This is a genomic window from Bacillus sp. RC240, assembly GCF_044907945.1.
In the GTDB taxonomy this organism is placed as follows: Bacteria; Bacillota; Bacilli; order Bacillales; family Bacillaceae_G; genus Bacillus_A; species Bacillus_A mycoides.
The window spans coordinates 1-18,645 of the sequence record NZ_JBIYCT010000012.1 but is presented as its reverse complement, the minus strand read 5'-3'; the positions used below and the strand labels follow the sequence as shown (position 1 = coordinate 18,645).

Genomic DNA, 18,645 nt, shown 5'->3' with positions numbered 1-18,645 from the left:
TACCATTATACTTTTGTCCGTATGATGATATGCTATAGTTTTGGAGAAGTGAAAGGTTGATTGTGATGAATATATGGTTAAATATGTTAATAACGACAGGGCTCGGGGCAATTATTGGAGGATACACAAATCATTTAGCGATAAAAATGTTATTTCGTCCTCATCGTCCGATTTATATTGGAAAGTTTCAAGTTCCATTTACGCCAGGGTTAATTCCGAAGCGCCGCGATGAGCTTGCTGTTCAATTAGGTAAAATGGTTGTAGACCATTTGTTAACACCAGAAGGAATCGGAAAAAAACTAACAAATAAAGAGTTTCAAACCAGTTTAATTCGCTGGACACAAGTGGAAGTTGATAAAGTAATTACAAATGAACAGTCGTTACGGGATATGTTAGAAAAATGGAATTTAGAACATGTAGAAGAAGAGGCGATCGGGAAAATCGAACATGTTATTACAGAAAAAATTCATGCATTTTTAGCAGAGTACTATACATATACATGGGAACAGGCGTTACCTCATTCTGTTCATGAAAAAGTAGAGAATGCGATTCCGAATGTAGCATCTTTTATTTTAAAAAGAGGAATTAGCTTTTTGGAAAGTGAAGAAGGAAAGGAACGCCTTTCAAAAATGATTGATGACTTTTTCGCTTCTCGCGGGACGATGCTTAACTTAGTTGGTATGTTTTTAGGGAGTGTAAGTTTAGTTGATCGCGTGCAGCCGGAAGTCATTAAGTTTTTAGGACAAGATGGAACAGAGCGTCTGTTAACTGATGTACTGCAAAAAGAGTGGGAAAAGTTAAAAGGAAGAGACGTAAAAGAATTAGAAATGTTCGTAGAGAAAGAAATGATTGTGAACTCCATATTGTCGGCAGTTAAAGTAGAGGAAACAGTGAGTAGATTTTTAAATCAGTCTGTTCAGCAAGTATGTGAGCCAGTTCGAGAAACAATCGTTGAAAAAGTCGTCCCTAGCGTAGTAGAGAAAGGCTTGAAGTGGGGGACAGAAAATGTGGGAAGTATATTGGGAAATCTACAGCTTGCGGAAATTGTCCAGCAGGAAGTATCTACATTTTCAACAGAGAGACTAGAAGATCTCGTATTGTCCATTACAAAAAATGAGTTAAAAATGATTACATATTTAGGGGCGTTATTAGGGGGGACAATTGGATTTATTCAAGGCTTGTTACTCTTGTTCCTTAAGTAATAAAGATGGGTGTATAGAAATAAAAGTGAAATTTCTTCCCATCTCATGCATAGTTTGATATGGTAAGAAGAGGTGCGTATGTAAATGCACTTAAAAGGCAGTGTGAGCGAAAAGCGCTAGCCTTCTAAAGGAGGAAAAATAAAATGACAAAAAACATTCATGATGTTGCATATGAATTACAAAAAACAATCGCTGAAAACGAAGATTTCCAAACATTAAAAGCAAGCTACGCAGCAGTACAAGGAGATGCAGAGTCAAAGAACTTATTCGAAGAGTTCCGTACAATGCAACTTGGCCTACAACAAAAAATGATGCAAGGCCAAGAAATCACTGAAGAAGATAACCAAAAAGCACAAGAAGTTGTAACTCGCATTCAACAAGATGCAAAAATCACAAAGTTAATGGAAACTGAGCAACGTTTAAACATCGTTATCACTGACGTTAACAAAATCATCATGAAGCCACTTGAAGAATTATATAGCGCGCAACAACAAGCGTAATAGTGGAAGACGCCCCTTGGATGGGGCGTCTTTTTTATTTAGGGAATTTGATAGTTATTCCACAAAAAATCCCCTTCAAAATAGTCATTCTTTAGTGACTATTTTGAAGGGGATATGTGATACAACCTTTAATTTTTTTTATTACTGTTGATTGAAGTTTTAATATTTTTTTCGTTCAAAAAGTTTTCAATTTCTTTTTGCTTTCTTCCATTAGCTTTAGTGAAATGTTTTGAAAAAGAAAAATCTATATCTGGTAAGCTACTATTTTGCATAAATTTATCAGTTTTCTGTTTTAGTTCTAATATAAGTGCCGTAGATGATGAAATAAATTCATAGATTTCATTTGAAGGTTTTTTATAATCATCAGGGATCGTATTATTATTAATAAAATCGTGGAAATTTGTATCATTTTGTTTCGCTAAATCTATTAGTTTTTGTAATTTTTCTCGATCGGATTCAGTAAAATTCTTATCAGAAATTGTTGAAACAAGTGGAATGATGTTTTCAGATAATTCCCAACTATAATCTATATAATTTTTTATACTTTGTTTCATTTCATCTTCATTAATAGTTTCATTCTTTTTTTGAGAGCTGAATATATGTTCTGGAATTTTAATAGTAACATCTTTAATAGATTGTGCATTGTCTAATTTATCATATCGTGTATCATTTGCTTCATTAGATTGGTTACTGTTTGAACAAGCTGATAGAAATAAAATTGTAAGTAACATGAGTGGATATAAAATATACTTTTTCATATTAATCTCCTTTTACATTCATTATTATCTTTGTAAAATAGCTACATTCCATTTCAAATATTTTACTAAAAGTGCGTATATATGTTTTATCATTTGGTAAGATATTACGGATATGAGTAAGCCGATGCAAAAAGCGATGAACACATTATAAACATCGGAATAACTGATTTGATGAAAACCGTTAAAAAATCCTAACCCTATTAATAAAATAGGTGAAATGATTAATAATGGAGTGGCAATTATAAGTGCTAGAAGAACCGGTAATAAAAAGAGTAGTACGAAAAAGGCGATAATGATAAAGGCAAAGTTTAAAACACTTAAGCTCATAACAGAAAATAGTGCGGTTATCATATTTTTGAAGCTTCGTTTATTGTCAGCGTTGTTTATTGCATATGAAACATTAAGTTCTTTAGCAATAGTTTTAGGGTCTCCTAGTTTTCTAGAAATTTCTTCTTCAGATTTCCCATCCTGTTTAGCACTGATAAAATGAGTTTCATACTCTGAAATAATATCTTTCTTTTCTGCATTAGGCATATTCCGCAAGGAAGAACTAAGTTGTTCCAAAAATTCACTTTTGTTCATAACAATCACTTTCCTTTATAAAATGATGAATTACAGCTGAGAATCCTATCTTTTGAAAAGGGGGATACGAATTACAAGGTGCGTTCCAATTATTAGGTATTCCAATATTTACAAATATATCATTTAGTAGTGTTCTTTGCAAGGTACTATAATCTTATTAATACTGTGATTAGATGGAATTTTTTCGTGCATTTTTAGAGGAGATATAAAAATATTATTTTAGGATAAACAAAGGGTTGTAAGCGTATTCCTTAGAGGTTGTCAAAAAACTGTCAAATTCATATTGTTGGAAAAATAATGCATTTGTAATATAATGATAAACAATACTTCACCACATTAATTAACTAGGTGAAATTAAAAATCTTTATTACACACATTATGAAATAAAGGAATGATTAGTTTGAGTACAGGTGTAAAAGCAAACGACGTGAAAACAAAAACAAGAGGAGCAGATCTTGTTGTTGATTGTTTAATTAAACAAGGTGTTACACATGTTTTCGGTATTCCAGGAGCGAAGATTGATTCTGTATTTGATGTACTGCAAGAAAGAGGACCAGAGTTAATTGTTTGTCGTCATGAACAAAACGCAGCATTTATGGCAGCTGCTATTGGTAGATTAACAGGGAAACCGGGTGTGTGTCTTGTAACTTCAGGACCAGGGACATCAAATTTAGCGACAGGTCTTGTTACTGCGAATGCGGAGAGTGATCCCGTTGTTGCTTTAGCTGGTGCAGTTCCGCGTACAGATCGATTAAAACGTACGCATCAATCTATGGATAATGCTGCATTATTCGAACCAATCACAAAATATAGCGTAGAAGTCGAGCATCCTGATAATGTGCCAGAAGCACTTACTAATGCATTTCGAAGTGCTACTTCTACAAATCCAGGAGCAACACTTGTAAGTCTTCCGCAAGACGTTATGACTGCGGAAACGACAGTAGAGTCTATTGGTGCGCTTTCTAAGCCACAGCTTGGAATCGCTCCCACAAATCATATTGAATACGTAGTAGAAAAAATAAAATCAGCAAAATTACCAGTAATTTTACTCGGTATGAGAGCAAGCACCAATGAAGTGACGAAAGCAGTTCGTGAGTTAATTGCGGATACAGAACTTCCTGTTGTTGAAACGTATCAAGCAGCTGGTGCAATTTCACGTGAGTTAGAAGATCATTTCTTTGGCCGCGTTGGATTATTCCGTAACCAACCAGGTGATATTTTACTAGAAGAAGCGGATTTTGTTTTATCTATCGGCTATGACCCAATTGAGTACGATCCGAAATTCTGGAATAAACTTGGCGACAGAACGATTATCCATCTTGATGACCACCAAGCAGATATCGACCATGATTACCAACCAGAGCGTGAATTAATTGGTGATATCGCTTTAACTGTAAATAGCATTGCGGAGAAATTACCGAAGCTTGTATTAAATACGAAATCAGAAGCAGTTTTAGAGCGATTACGCGCGAAATTATCAGAGCAAGCAGAAGTTCCAAATCGTGCTTCAGAAGGTGTTACGCATCCACTTCAAGTCATTCGTACACTTCGTTCTTTAATTAGTGACGATACAACCGTTACATGTGACATCGGTTCCCATTCTATTTGGATGGCAAGATGTTTCCGTTCTTATGAACCACGTAGACTATTATTTAGTAACGGTATGCAAACGTTAGGTGTTGCACTTCCTTGGGCAATTGCTGCTACTTTAGTAGAACCGGGTAAAAAAGTAGTCTCAGTGTCAGGTGACGGTGGTTTCTTATTCTCAGCGATGGAATTAGAAACAGCGGTACGTTTAAATGCTCCGGTTGTCCATCTCGTATGGAGAGACGGTACGTACGATATGGTTGCGTTCCAACAAATGATGAAATACGGCAGAACATCAGCTACAGAGTTTGGCGATGTCGATCTTGTGAAATATGCGGAAAGTTTCGGGGCGTTAGGTCTTCGTGTCAATACACCAGACGAATTAGAAGGTGTATTGAGAGAAGCGTTAGAAGCAGAAGGCCCTGTCATTGTTGATATTCCAATCGATTACCGTGACAACATTAAATTAAGCGAAAAACTATTACCAAACCAATTAAACTAATGGGGGCATGAGTGAGATGACTGTTGCGCAATTAATTGATATTGATGCAAAAAGAACGAAAACGAATAATGAAGTATATCAAACATCTACAATGCTTGCGCTATTAGATGGTATATATGATGGTGTGATTAGCTTTGAGGAATTGAAGGAACGTGGTGATTTCGGCATCGGCACATTTGATCAATTAGATGGTGAAATGATCGCGTTTGATAACGAATTTTACCATTTACGTTCAGACGGCTCCGCAGAAAAAGTAGAGCCAGAGGAAACAACACCGTTTGCGACTGTAACGTTTTTTGAAAAAGAAATGAGTTATACGGTAGAGCATCCGATGAATCGTGAAGAAGTGGAAGCGTTATTACATGAATTAATGCCAAGTAAAAACTTATTTTATGCGATTCGAATGGATGGTACGTTCCGTGAAGTAAGAACGAGAACTGTTCCAAGACAAGAAAAACCGTATACGCCGCTCGTTGAAGTGACGAAATCACAACCGATCTTTTCATTTAAAGATACAGAAGGTACGCTAGCTGGATTTTGGACACCAGATTACGCGCAAGGTATTGGTGTAGCTGGTTTCCACTTACATTACATTGATAATGAAAGAAGCGGTGGCGGACATGTTTTCGACTATGTTGTAGAAAACTGTACGATCCAAATTTGTCAAAAAGCTCATATGCATTTAGCACTTCCTGAAACAGCTGATTTTATGGCGGCGGAATTATCAAGAGAAAACTTAGAGAATGATATTGCGGCCGCGGAAGGTGCGAAGTAAAAAGGAATCGAAATTATGTATTCTCTATATAAAGAACCGAAGTCTTGTTCAGGCTTCGGTTTTTTTCATTGATTTGCAATCTTCGAGTGAAATTCCCCTATCCAATTTCACTGCACCGCCTCATTATGTTTCTTTTGTAAAATGAAAACTCAATTTTGAAGCAAAAGAAATATAAATTTCTCTCCAAACATATACATCAAAAGGATAGGGGGGATATGATGGAAAACTCCATTACTATTAGTTTATGCATGATTGTAAAAGATGAAGAACAAACTATATCAAAATGCTTAGAATCGGTTAAAAGTGTTGTGGATGAAATTATTATTGTAGATACAGGTTCAACAGATGGTACAAAAGAAATTGTGAAGAAGTACGACGCGAAAGTTTATGATTTTCAATGGATTGAAGATTTTTCAGCGGCACGAAATTTTGCGTTTTCTAAAGCTACAAAAGAATATATTCTTTGGCTAGACGCAGATGACATAATAGATACGGAAGATATAAAGAAATTGTTGCAGTTAAAACATACGTTAGATCGTAGTACGGATGCAGTATCTATGAAATATTATTTAACTTTTGATATAGAAGGAAATCCAACACATTCTTTAAGGAGATATCGATTAGTCAACAGAAGTAAAAATTTTCAATGGTATGGATTTGTTCATGAATATTTAGAGGTGTATGGAAATCTTATAAATAGTGACGTAGGGGTAAGTCATAAAAAAGAAAAAGCATATACTAATCGTAATTTGAAAATATATGAAAAACATCTTGAGAGTGGAAAAGAGTTTAGCCCCCGCGATGTGTACTATTATGCAAATGAATGTAAGGATCACAGATTATTTGATAAGGCTGTTAAGGGGTATTCTAGGTTTTTAGATGAAGAAAAGGGTTGGGTTGAAGATAACATTCAAGCTTGTTTAAAAAGAGCCGAATGTTATTTAGAATTGGGGGACTTAAAAAAATCTATACAGTCTTGTTTGCAATCATTTACGTATGACACGCCTAGAGGAGAACTTTGTTGCCACTTAGGACGTGTATTTTTGCAACAAGGGGAATATTCTAAAGCGATATATTGGTACCATGCAGCAATTGACGGGCCCAGGCCAAAGGATTCTCCGTTTGTCCGAGAAGAGTGTCATACATGGTTGCCGCATATTCAACTATGTATTTGTTATGATCGAATAAAAGAATATGAAAAGGCAATTTATCATAACGAACAAGCTGCACAGTTCATACCTAATAATCCAAGCATTGAATATAATAGAAAATATTTTGATAGTTTATCGGAAAAATAATATTTAATAATACTAGATAATCATTTTGGCTGCTGAGAGGAGTTTGATTCATGCTCACAAGTATAATTATATTGACTCATAATCAATTACAATATACAAAAGAATGCATCCAAAGTATTAGAACTTATACAGTGGAACAAGAGTATGAGTTAATAGTTGTGGACAACGCGTCAACAGATGGTACTGTAGAATGGTTACAAAAACAATCGGATATTATGCTAGTGGAAAATGCGGAGAATATGGGTTTTCCAAAGGGATGCAATCAGGGAATTAAAGAGGCAAAAGGTGACAATATTCTATTATTGAATAATGATGTGGTCGTAACTGAAAATTGGCTAAGCAACTTAATTCGGTGTTTATATGAAAGTAAGGATGCTGGAGCGGTAGGGCCCGTAACTAATAATGCCGCTTACTATACTGCTATACAAACTTTTTATAAAGATATTGAAGGAATGCAGAAGTTTGCAACTTTATATAATCAAAGTGATAAAGATAAATGGGAAGAACGTATGAAATTAATCGGATTCTGTATGCTTATAAAAAAATCAGTGTTAGATGAAGTTGGATTATTAGATGAACGATTTACACCGGGGAATTATGAAGATGATGATTTGTCACTAAGAATGTTTGAAAAAGGTTATAAATTGTATTTATGTAAAGATACATTTATTCATCACTACGGAAGTGTCTCATGGAAAGAAGATAGTATGAAATTTTCTGTAGTTTTACATGCAAATAATATAAAATTGTATGAAAAATGGGGATTTTATGGTGAAAGTTTATACATTCATTATGATTTACTAGCAATTGTAGATCGATTTGCGCCTGATCAAGTGAATATTCTTCATATAGGAGCTGGATGTGGTGCAACTTTATTAGAAATGAAAAGGCGTTACCCGGCAGTTTCCATATTTGGAGCAGAAATTAATGAAAAAGCAGCAGCTCTTGCAAATAGGGTAGCTCCTACAACTTCTGCTGAGTATGACAAGTTACATGAGGTATTTACAGATGAAAAATTCCAGTACATTTTGTTATCACATCCTATTGAGCCAGCGAAATTACCGCAGGTCATACAATCTATGTCACAACTTTTAACGCCAACAGGAACTTTCATTATGTCGAAATTCAATTTAGATAATTATTATGCATTAAAAAAATAATGCTTTTAAGATTTTCTCTTTGGAGATGAGCTGTATTTGGCAATGTTGGAGGAACAACGGTTTCTTTTATAGAAACAAAACCGAAATCCGAGCCCGGATTTCGGCTTTTCGACGTGTGATGAATTACGAAAAAAGAGCTATCCTATAAGTTGGTTTCACTGACTTATAGGATAGCTTCTTTATTTTGAAACAAACGGATGCTTTTCATAATAAAACCGCCATGGATAGTGAACGGCTTCTTCTGCATAATCAATGTTAATACGAGGACCAGCTAGTATGTTATGTGTGGATGATAAATGGTCTTCTTCAGGAACTAATTCAATATGTAACGTATCACTTTGAAGTGATACGCCGCGCTCTTCTAAAGTGATTCCGAGCGCGCGGCATAGTTTTCCGGGGCCATTTGTTAAGTTTTTATACTGAGCTTTCGTAATGTCAATTTTGTTGTAGCGCGCTAGTTTCATGTCTTCGATTCCATCTACAGGTTCAAGAGCACGAATGAGAACTCCTTGCGGGGTACCGATTGGTGCTGTAATTACGTTAAAGCAATGATACATGCCGTAAATTAAATATACGTAAGCATGTCCTGGTGCGCCGAACATTACTTCTGTTCGATTAGTCCGTCTGCCTCCGTAACTATGAGCGGCCTTATCATCTGGACCTTTGTATGCTTCTACTTCTACAATAATTCCGCTCCGCTTTATGCCGTCTACAATATGAACGAGTTTATGTCCGAGTAACTTCTTTGCGACCACTAACGTATCGCCTTCATAAAAAGAAGGTGGTGCCTGCATTGTACTATCTCCTTTGCCAGTTGTATATGTATATAGTAAACCAAATTTTCAGTAGTAATTCTAACTCGTTCTATTTACTACATTTATTTCATAAATTATGGATAGAGTACAACAGCGAAGAGGGGGAGTGCGACATGATTTATCGCTTACTAGCTCTTAATATAGATGGGACACTACTATACAACAACGGAAAAATCGCAAAAGGGTTACGGGAGACAATTGACTTTGTGAAAAGAAAAGATGTATACGTTACATTGTTTACGAATCGTAATTTTCAATCTGCTCATAAAATAGCGAAGGCGTTAAAATTAGATTCTATATTAGTTACACATGGTGGTGCTTTCGTTTCAGCAACGTTAGATAAGCCGTTCGCTCAAAGGAGATTATCTGAAGAGAAAACCTTTAATATCGTGCAAGTGTTAGAGCATTTTGATTGTAATGTTCGCATTTCTCATGAACGATATTCAATTGGGAATCGTGAGAGAAATACACCAAACTTAATTGCGCGTACTGTATTATCAAGCGCAGATCCATTATTTTATCCGGTTCAATTTGTAGATTCGCTAGGGGATGCACTGCGTGATCATCCAGTAGCTGCGCCAAAAATTGATATTGTTTTCCATACGAAAGGTGAAAAAGAAAGAGGGATGAATACGTTAAAAAAGGCATTTCAAGATGTAGAGTACGTCGAGTGTGATGAAAGACATATAGAAATTCTCCCTCAAAATGTATCAAAACTACGTGGTTTACAATTACTTGGGGAGCATTTAAATATTAACCTTAGTGAAATGGTTGCGATTGGAGATAGCGTAGAAGACTTAGAGGTAATTGAAAATGTTGGGCTTGGGGTAGCGATGGGGAACGCTCCTGTAGAATTAAAGAAAGCCGCAGACTGGATTACACGTTCTAATACTGAGAACGGCGTAGAGTATATGATTAAAGAGCATTTTCGTAAGCAATTCCCACTTCCATTTTTAAAGAATCATAAACATACACCGAAACGATGAAAAAAGAAACGTAGCATTTTCGCTACGTTTCTTTTCTTTTTTTATGCTTCGATTACTTTCAGCATTCTATTTAAAAATGCCGCAGCTTCACCACGTGTTGCTGTGCCTTTTGGTACAAACTCGTTTCGCTCGTTACCTTTTACAATTCCATATGCATAAACGTTTTGTAATGCTTTTTTATCGTATGCTAAGTCCTGGTCAGTGAATGGTAATTTCACTTCTTTTGTATAAATCCAGTAGTAATCTAGTGCACGGTCAATCATAATAACAGCTTCATCACGTGTTATTGTAGCATTTGGATCAAATTTATTATTCCCACGACCATTAATTATACCTGCGCTAGCGGCACGGTTAATGCCATCTACTAAAGACGGATGTGCTTCGTTTAAGTCCGTAAATTTAGAATTTCCACCAGGTAATTTTAAAGAGCGCGACATTAAACTTGCAAACTCCGCACGTGTTACAAGACGATTTGGCCAATAAGAACCATTACCGTCACCGAACATAATTTTTTTCGCTGCTAGTTGGCGAATGTCTTGTTCATACCAGTCACCTGTAATGTCGTCTTTTTCATGCGTAACTTCTTCAGGGATATCTTCTTTATTTGTATGATGTTCATTATAGTAAGCGTTTGTTCCCTTTAAGAAAGCATCCCATTGTCCGCGTTGAATCATAAATGCAGGACAGTTTTTTCCGCTCCAAAATTGGTGCTTTTGAACGTGATCTAGTGAGATATTTAGTTCATTCATTAAATAAGCAGCTAATTTCCGGGCGTTTTCTACTGCTTTAGCATAATCGCCATCGCTGTTTACGGCAATTTCAATTCCAATAGATTCATAATTTCCAGTTTTATCTCCAGCATGCCATCCAACTTCATTTAATGGAAGGTGCTGATAAATTTCTTTATCATCTACTGTAAAGTGCCAAGATGCTGAGCGGTCCGTATTTCCGCGTGCTTGGTTATCTAAGTACTTTGCGTGGTTTAAAGCGTTAGCACCTTTACTAGTATTAGCAGTTTCATGAATTGTAATGTATTTTGGATCCATTGCGTATCCAGGTCGAATGTTTTCATTCCCTTTTGGAACAATCATTTCTTTAAATGTCGTACCATAAATATCACTTGTATATAAATTTGTGGGAGTTCTATATAGATTTTTATTTTCCGTTGAACCCTTATTTTCGAATAATGATGCTTTCGTACCTTCAAATGTAGCTGAAGGTGCGTAAATCCATTTTGATGTTTCGTTTAATTGAATTTTAAACCAATTCCCAGACTGTTCGGTAGGAGTGAGTGCTTGTGGTTGTACTTTGTTCTCTTCTTTAAATGATTCGAAAGGAAGTGAATATGTAAAAGTCTCTTCCTTTATAATTAATTTTTTGTTAGAGAGTTTATGAATCTCTTGTACTTCTAAACTATTATCATCATTATTGATCCAGCCAGAACTAGATGCAGTTTGTACATAATATGCATTATCTTTTTTCTTTGTCGCCTTTACGACTTGTTCGGTAACTTCAATATTTGTTTTGTTCTGTAAATTATTCGAGTCATATAGTGGAAGTTTTTTTGATAAATGGAGAAGATATTCACCATTTATTTCAAGGTGATTCTCTTCATCATGTCGATGTTTTTTTGCATGTTCTTCAATGCTTTTTAAAGCTTGTTCATCAGTAGATAATTCCGTGGTTTTCTCTACATTTTCTGCGAATGAATAAGTAGGTGCTACAAAAGTTTGTAGTGCAAGAGAGAGTGCTAAAATGTTGTAAAACTTTTTTTTCATAGTTGTTTTAACACGTTAGGTTTTTAATCTCGTGTTAACAGGCCTCCTTTATATGTATTTAAACTAGTAGTTAGTACTAATACGTTTTAGATTGTAACAAGGGCATATTATAATGTCTATACAACTAGGGGGTGTTTATGAAAAATCAATATTCAGTATGTTGTAAATGTAATATGGAAATAAGGTAAAACCTTCTGTATTGACCTTCAAACGCCCTTCAAGTAAACTAAAGAGAGTTTGCAAATGAAAAGGTGATAATGTTGTTAATTTCAATTAAAACGTTACAAGATGATCGTTTTTTACGTCCGCTACAAAATATTGGCGGTTTATTTTTTGAAGAGAGCACGATAGGGTTTGAGAAAGAAGAAGCAAATCTTATCGTTGATATACAGATAGAAGGTAATGTGACAGCATCGGCTCGTTTAACAGATGTTGCAACCGGAAATGTATATGAAGAAACATTCGCAAAAGATTTATCTGCTTTCACAGAAGAAAAAGAACGTATGAAGCAAGTGAAACATGTTGTTTCTTACGTATATCTTTCTGTACTTCAACAGCTAACTGGACTTGAACAGAGCTGGGGAATATTAACTGGGGTACGCCCAACGAAACTTCTTCACAAGCTGCTTCAAAATGGTATGTCAAAAGAAGAAGCGCATAAAGAACTTCGTGAAAGTTATTTAATTCATGAAGAGAAAATTGAACTTCTTCAGCGTATTGTTGATTGCCAATTAGCGGTTGTTCCGGATTTATACCGTTTGAAAGAAGAAGTAAGTATTTACATCGGTATTCCGTTTTGTCCTACAAAATGTGCGTACTGTACGTTCCCGGCTTATGCAATTAACGGACGCCAAGGATCAGTTGATTCGTTCTTAGGCGGGTTACATTATGAAGTTCGTGAAATTGGTAAGTTTTTAAAAGAAAAAGGTGTTACAGTTACGACGATTTATTACGGCGGCGGTACACCGACGAGTATTACAGCAGAAGAGATGGATATGTTGTATGAAGAAATGTACCAAGCTTTCCCTGATGTGAAAGATGTACGTGAAGTAACAGTTGAGGCAGGTCGCCCAGATACAATCACACCAGCAAAGCTAGAAGTGTTAAATAAATGGAACATTGACCGTATTAGTATTAATCCGCAGTCATACCATCAAGAGACACTAAAGGCAATTGGACGTCATCACACTGTAGAAGAAACGATTGAGAAGTATCATTTAGCACGTGAAATGGGAATGAACAATATTAATATGGATTTAATTATTGGTCTTCCTGGTGAAGGATTAGACATCTTCAAGCATACGTTAGATGAAACAGAAAAGTTAATGCCAGAATCGTTAACAGTTCATACGTTATCATTTAAACGTGCTTCTGAAATGACGCAAAACAAACGTAAATATAAAGTAGCAGGTCGCGAAGAAATTACTGCGATGATGCATGAGGCGGAAGAGTGGACGAAGAACCATAATTACGTACCATACTATTTATATCGTCAAAAAAATATTTTAGGTAACTTAGAAAACGTTGGGTATGCAATACCGACGCAAGAAAGTATCTACAATATTGTTATTATGGAAGAAGTACAATCGATTATCGGACTTGGTTGCGGGGCATCAAGTAAATTTGTTCACCCACAAACAGGAGCAATTACACACTTTGCGAATCCGAAAGATCCAAAATCATATAACGATGGCTTCGTGAAATATACAGAAGATAAACTGAAAATTTTAGAAGAGCTATTCGTGTAAGAAGAAGGGGGTTGTTCCGATTTGGAACAGCCTCTTTTTATATTGTCAGTTTTTGTCGGTAAGTCGATATATTCGAAAAATAGCTGATATAAATTTGGTTGCGTTCGATATATTCAAAAAATCGCCGATATAATTTCATTTACCATCAAACGGTCCATTTGTAAAACTATGTCGATAATAATCAGAAAAATTAGTCATATTATTAGAGGACAATGTCTACTTATAGACGAAATGATAGATTTATGAAAGAGAAAAGGGGGAAATTGTTGGCATGTACATGACGATAGGGAGAATTTTTGATTTGACAGTTGGCAAATATCCGAATAAAGAGGCGTTAGTAGAACCGGAAAAAAATATTCGTTGGACATATAAACAGTGGGATGAGCAAATAAATAAAACGGCGCAAGCTCTATTGAAAGAAGGAGTAAGAAAGGGAGATTGTGTATCTGTTTACCTATATAACTGTCGTGAATTTGTAAACGTTTACTTAGCCTGTGCGAAAATTGGCGCGATCTTCAATCCAATTAATTTCCGCTTAAAAGCAAAAGAACTATCGTATATCCTCCAAGATGCAGCCTCGAAAGTAGTTGTCTTTGAAAAAGCAGTCGAATCAACAGTTGCTATGATTGAACGAGATTTTCCAAATTCGTCTTTTTGGTACGTGGAAGACGATGCACCTTCCTATGCTAGTTCTTACCATGAAAAAGTAAATGAAGCATCAGCTGAAAAAGTAGATATTGTAGTCGATGAAATGGATTTTTGTTCTATGCTTTATACGAGCGGAACGACTGGTCATCCGAAAGGCGTACTACATCGTCATCGTGATATGGCTGAGCATAGTATGATTTGTACGTATTTCATAAAATATAACAGGGATAGCGCCGGGCTTGTGGTAGCACCTTTATATCATTGCGGCGAGTTAAATGCTGGAATCATACCGCGCATTCAAGTTGGCGGAAAGAATGTTATTTTACATCATTTTGATACGGATAGAGTATTACATACCATTCAAGAAGAGAAGATTACGACGTTTTTTGCAGCACCGACGATGTGGAATATGTTACTGCAAAAAGATCTAACTAAGTATGATTTAACTTCAATGAAAATCGGTGTATACGGTGGAGCTGCAATGGCACCGGCGCTAGTGAAGGAATGTAAAGAGCGCCTTTATATTGATCTTGTTCAAATTTACGGAATGACAGAAATGGGACCAGTTGTTGCGTTTCTCGTAGAAGAAGATCAAATTACGAAAGCAGGTTCAGCAGGAACACCGTGCTTTAGCCATGAAATTCGAATTGTGAAACCGAACGAAGATGGACCAGCAGAGCCAGATGATACGTTGCCTCCTTATGAAGTAGGGGAAATTATTTTGCGCGGTCCAACTATGATGGCTGGATATCATAATCGAGAAGAAGCAAATGCAAAATCGATGTATAAAGGCTGGTATCATTCTGGTGATTTAGGCTACTTCGATAAAGACGGCTATTTATTCGTTGCAGACCGCGTTGATGATATGGTAATTAGCGGTGGCGTAAATATTTATCCTCGCGAAATTGAAGATTTTCTTCATAGTCACCCTGGTGTATTAGATGTTGCAGTACTTGGTGAGCCAGATGAACTATGGGGAGAGCGTGTCGTTGCGGTTGTTGTAAAGAAAGATAAAAATATTTCAGAAGCTGATTTAGAAATGTATTGCAAAGAAAGTGATGAATTAGCCGACTATAAACGTCCGCGTCATTACTTATTTGTAGATGAACTTCCTCGTAATGCGAGCGGGAAGTTGCAAAAATTTGTGCTGAGAGAGTCGTTAAAAGGCGCAAAACAATAGAGAGTAGAGCAGTTGTCTATACGAATAAAGCTATCTTTTTTTATAAGAAAAGATAGCTTTATTTTTTTGAAAACGATTGAAAAAATGGTGTGTATCTTCTATTTAAACTCTCCTTTATTATTATATAAAAATATCTTTTAAGGGATTACATTTTGCTTATAAATGTATGAAATCCGCTTTAAATAAGGGTTTTGTGAACTTTTTAGGTGGATTTTATAGATGTTAAAATAATAAATTTAGTAAGAGTGGAATAAATTTATTAGAGGAGAATTATCGCTGAAAGATAAAGAAAGTCAGTCATCAGATGACCATATGGATAAAGTGGTCATTTAGTATATTTTGGTAGCATGAATATAATAACAAATTAATATGTAAATGAACAGTCTTGTAATGTGTTTTTATTAGGAATAGTATTTATTGTTGGCTGCCCGAAAAAAGTAGGAATGAACATAATATAGTGAATGAATTGTATTGTTTATTACTTTATGTTGTAGAACTAACGATGGTTTGATGCTGCAAATAATCTTTAGTCTGTACCCCCTTAGTTTAAGGGGTATTTTGGGTGGAATGGATCTCACGGTTAAAAAGATTAACAATTAATATTGGAGGTTTTATGAGTACATATTTAAAAAGAATATCTGTGATTTGTTTTATTTTTACTGTTATTATTGGGCAAGTTTTTACACCTATCATAGGGCATGCTCAAGAATTAAACACAACAGGGTTTGTTGATAGTTTTGCAATCGAAAAAACAACATTAAATTATGGGGAACAGACTAGCATACGTGTAAACTTTAGTGAAAAACCTGGAAAAGAGATGAAATCTGGTGATACATTAACGTTAGCACTTCCTCCAGAATTAAAGGGTTTTAGTGGAACGATTCCATTAAAGGATGAGTCAGGACGTGTTTTTGGTACGTGTCAAATCAATGCAAATAATGTAGTTTGTACATTTAATGATACAGTAGAGAAGCTTGAGAATATTAGAGGGAACTTTAATTTCACTGTTCAAGGTACGAATGTAGAAGCGGGAACAACGAAAGATGTCCAAACGAATTTAGGGACAGATTTAGAAAAACAAACGGTTAGCATTACTCATTCAAAAGGGGACGGGAAAGAACCGGGAATCTTTTTCTATAAATCTGGTGATATTCAGCCAGATAAAAGTAATGAAGTACGTTGGTTTTTAAATATAAATTTAAAGAAACAATATTTACATGACAACATCGTTTTAAAAGATACGTTACAAGAAGGACAAACGCTAAATAAAGATAGCTTTACCATTACTATTAATAATAAAGAATATTTGTCTCTTAAACAATTTCAAGACCGAGGTTATGGATACATTAAGCTTACTAGTGATAACTCATTTGAAGTTGTAATTTATAGGCATATGGCGAACGCTACGTCGTTCACCATTTTCTATACATCAACTATTACTGATAGCGGGAAAAAGTTGAAACATCTACAGAATGACTACAAGCTTGACTATCAAATTTTATATGAGAAGCCTACTTCTGAATCAAATAGTGTAAAGGTTAAAAATATATCATTCGGTGGCGAGGCTGAAGGGGATTTACCTGCGAAAGGAACGCTGCAAATTGTTAAGCATATTGAAGGAAACGAAGGGAAAGTTATCCCAGGTGTTTCTTTTAAATTGTACACAGAGTCAGGTCAGCAAATCGGTGATTCTTATACAACAAACCAAGACGGAGTAGTTGAGGCATCAAACCTTACTCCAGGTAATTATTATGTACAAGAAGTTTCCGCTCCGAACTACGTAGAGTTTGATCCGAAAGCAAAAATTCCTTTTACAATTAAGATGGATGCTGTAAACGGAATAAAACTTATGATTTCAAATAAGTTAAAAACTACATCAGTTACGGGAACGAAAACGTGGGAAGGCGACAAAGTAAACGATCGCCCAGATACAATTAAAGTAGATTTATTGCAAGATGGTAAAATAATTGCAACGAAAGAAGTTACTGCAGCAAATGGTTGGAAATATGAGTTTGAAAAGTTACCTGCAGTTAATAATGAAGGAAAAGCTCATAAGTACGAAGTGAAAGAACAACTAGTATCAGGATATCAATCGAAAGTTAAAGGATATGATATTACAAATATAAAGATACAGGAAGCAATAGAAGTAGAAGAGCCAAATAAAGAAGAAACAACAGAAGAGATGGAAGACCCATCAAAACCGGAAGAACCAAAGGTGACAGAAGAACCGAATGTACTAGAGAAACCAGAGGTAACAGACAAACCGGAAATCTGGGTAAAACCAGAAGAAGAACAAATAGAAGAAGAAACAACAGAAGAGATGGAAGATCCATCGAAACCGGAAGAACCGAAGGTGACAGAAGAACCGAATGTACTAGAGAAACCAGAGGTAACAGACAAACCGGAAATCTGGGTAAAACCAGAAGAAGAAAATAAAGAAGAAACAACAGAAGAGTTAAAAGAAGAAAAACCGGAAGAGCCAAAGGTGACAGAAGAACCGAATGTGTTAGAGAAGCCAGAGGTAACAGAAAAACCGGAAATCTGGGTAACGCCAGAGGTAGAGCCAAATAAAGAAGAAACAACAGAAGAGATGGAAGACCCATCAAAACCGGAAGAGCCAAAGGTGACAGAAGAGCCGAATGTGCTTGAGAAACCAGAGGTAACAGAAAAACCGCAAGTAGAGGTAACACCAATTGAAGAAGAAACAACAGAAGAAACAACAGAAGAAATGGAAGAGCCAGTAAAACCGGAAGAACCAAAGGTGACAGAAGAACCGAATGTGTTAGAGAAACCAGAGGTAACAGAGAAACCGGAAATCTTGGTAACACCGATTGAAGAAGAAAATAAAGAAGAAACAACAGAAGAAATGGAAGAGCCAGTAAAACCGGAAACACCAAAGGTGACAGAGGAACCGAATGTGTTAGAGAAACCAGAGGTAACAGAGAAACCGGAAATTTTGGTAACACCGATTGAAGAAGAAAATAAAGAAGAAACAACAGAAGAAATGGAAGAGCCAGTAAAACCGGAAACGCCAAAGGTGACAGAGGAACCGAATGTGTTAGAGAAACCAGAGGTAACAGAGAAACCGGAAATTTTGGTAACACCGATTGAAGAAGAAAATAAAGA

The 18,645-nt window shown here is 35.8% G+C and carries 14 protein-coding genes; 10 read left to right on the top strand and 4 right to left on the bottom strand.

From position 1 onward, the window contains the following. Positions 1-56: 56 nt before the first annotated feature. Both ABH955_RS25320 and ABH955_RS25315 read left to right on the top strand, forming a co-directional pair. The gene (locus ABH955_RS25320; protein WP_404491806.1) at positions 57-1,202 is read left to right on the top strand and encodes a DUF445 domain-containing protein; all 1,146 of its coding nucleotides are present in this window, start codon (positions 57-59) and stop codon (positions 1,200-1,202) included. Between the two features lie 143 nt (positions 1,203-1,345). Continuing rightward, positions 1,346-1,702 carry a YlbF/YmcA family competence regulator gene (locus ABH955_RS25315; protein WP_404455526.1) on the top strand — a complete coding sequence of 119 codons (357 nt, stop codon included), beginning with the start codon at positions 1,346-1,348 and terminating at the stop codon, positions 1,700-1,702. Positions 1,703-1,830: 128 nt separating this feature from the next. Here ABH955_RS25315 and ABH955_RS25310 read toward each other — a convergent pair whose 3' ends face one another. Both ABH955_RS25310 and ABH955_RS25305 read right to left on the bottom strand, forming a co-directional pair. Continuing rightward, a complete protein-coding gene (locus ABH955_RS25310) occupies positions 1,831-2,460 on the bottom strand; it encodes an NDxxF motif lipoprotein (protein WP_215599017.1) in 630 nt (209 codons plus the stop codon). A 24-nt stretch (positions 2,461-2,484) separates the two neighbouring features. Beyond that, positions 2,485-3,042: an HAAS signaling domain-containing protein gene (locus ABH955_RS25305; RefSeq protein WP_113936703.1), complete on the bottom strand. Its 558-nt coding sequence runs from the start codon at positions 3,040-3,042 to the stop codon at positions 2,485-2,487. A gap of 400 nt (positions 3,043-3,442) precedes the next feature. On the opposite strand from ABH955_RS25305, the gene alsS reads away from it, so the two are divergent. The 4 genes from alsS to ABH955_RS25285 all read left to right on the top strand — a co-directional run bounded on the left by alsS (position 3,443) and on the right by ABH955_RS25285 (position 8,364). Next, positions 3,443-5,131, top strand: a complete 1,689-nt coding sequence (alsS, locus tag ABH955_RS25300) for an acetolactate synthase AlsS (protein WP_113936702.1) — start codon at positions 3,443-3,445, stop codon at positions 5,129-5,131. A 16-nt stretch (positions 5,132-5,147) separates the two neighbouring features. After that, a complete protein-coding gene (gene alsD / locus ABH955_RS25295; RefSeq protein WP_404491805.1) occupies positions 5,148-5,906 on the top strand; it encodes an alpha-acetolactate decarboxylase in 759 nt (252 codons plus the stop codon). Positions 5,907-6,124: 218 nt separating this feature from the next. Continuing rightward, positions 6,125-7,204, top strand: a complete 1,080-nt coding sequence (locus ABH955_RS25290; RefSeq protein WP_215576785.1) for a tetratricopeptide repeat-containing glycosyltransferase family 2 protein — start codon at positions 6,125-6,127, stop codon at positions 7,202-7,204. A gap of 50 nt (positions 7,205-7,254) precedes the next feature. Continuing rightward, a complete protein-coding gene (locus ABH955_RS25285; protein WP_404491804.1) occupies positions 7,255-8,364 on the top strand; it encodes a glycosyltransferase in 1,110 nt (369 codons plus the stop codon). Positions 8,365-8,543: 179 nt separating this feature from the next. Here the strand turns inward: ABH955_RS25285 and ABH955_RS25280 are convergent, their stop codons facing one another. After that, entirely contained in the window at positions 8,544-9,158 is a 615-nt protein-coding gene (locus tag ABH955_RS25280; protein WP_404491803.1) for a DNA-3-methyladenine glycosylase, read from the bottom strand. Positions 9,159-9,292: 134 nt separating this feature from the next. On the opposite strand from ABH955_RS25280, the gene ABH955_RS25275 reads away from it, so the two are divergent. Continuing rightward, complete coding sequence (locus ABH955_RS25275; protein WP_404455537.1) at positions 9,293-10,165, top strand: Cof-type HAD-IIB family hydrolase; 873 nt, start codon at positions 9,293-9,295, stop codon at positions 10,163-10,165. A gap of 41 nt (positions 10,166-10,206) precedes the next feature. On the opposite strand, the gene ABH955_RS25270 is transcribed toward ABH955_RS25275, so the two are convergent. Beyond that, positions 10,207-11,943: an S-layer homology domain-containing protein gene (locus ABH955_RS25270; protein ID WP_404491801.1), complete on the bottom strand. Its 1,737-nt coding sequence runs from the start codon at positions 11,941-11,943 to the stop codon at positions 10,207-10,209. 257 nt (positions 11,944-12,200) lie between these two features. Between ABH955_RS25270 and ABH955_RS25265 the strand changes: the two genes are divergently transcribed. The 3 genes from ABH955_RS25265 to ABH955_RS25255 all read left to right on the top strand — a co-directional run. Beyond that, entirely contained in the window at positions 12,201-13,691 is a 1,491-nt protein-coding gene (locus ABH955_RS25265; protein WP_002010930.1) for a coproporphyrinogen III oxidase, read from the top strand. Between the two features lie 271 nt (positions 13,692-13,962). Continuing rightward, positions 13,963-15,519 (top strand): fatty acid--CoA ligase, encoded by a 1,557-nt coding sequence (locus tag ABH955_RS25260; protein ID WP_404455544.1) that lies wholly within the window; start codon positions 13,963-13,965, stop codon positions 15,517-15,519. A gap of 613 nt (positions 15,520-16,132) precedes the next feature. After that, a partial coding sequence (locus ABH955_RS25255) for a Cna B-type domain-containing protein (RefSeq protein ID WP_483862314.1) occupies positions 16,133-18,645 on the top strand: 2,513 nt, incomplete at its 3' end.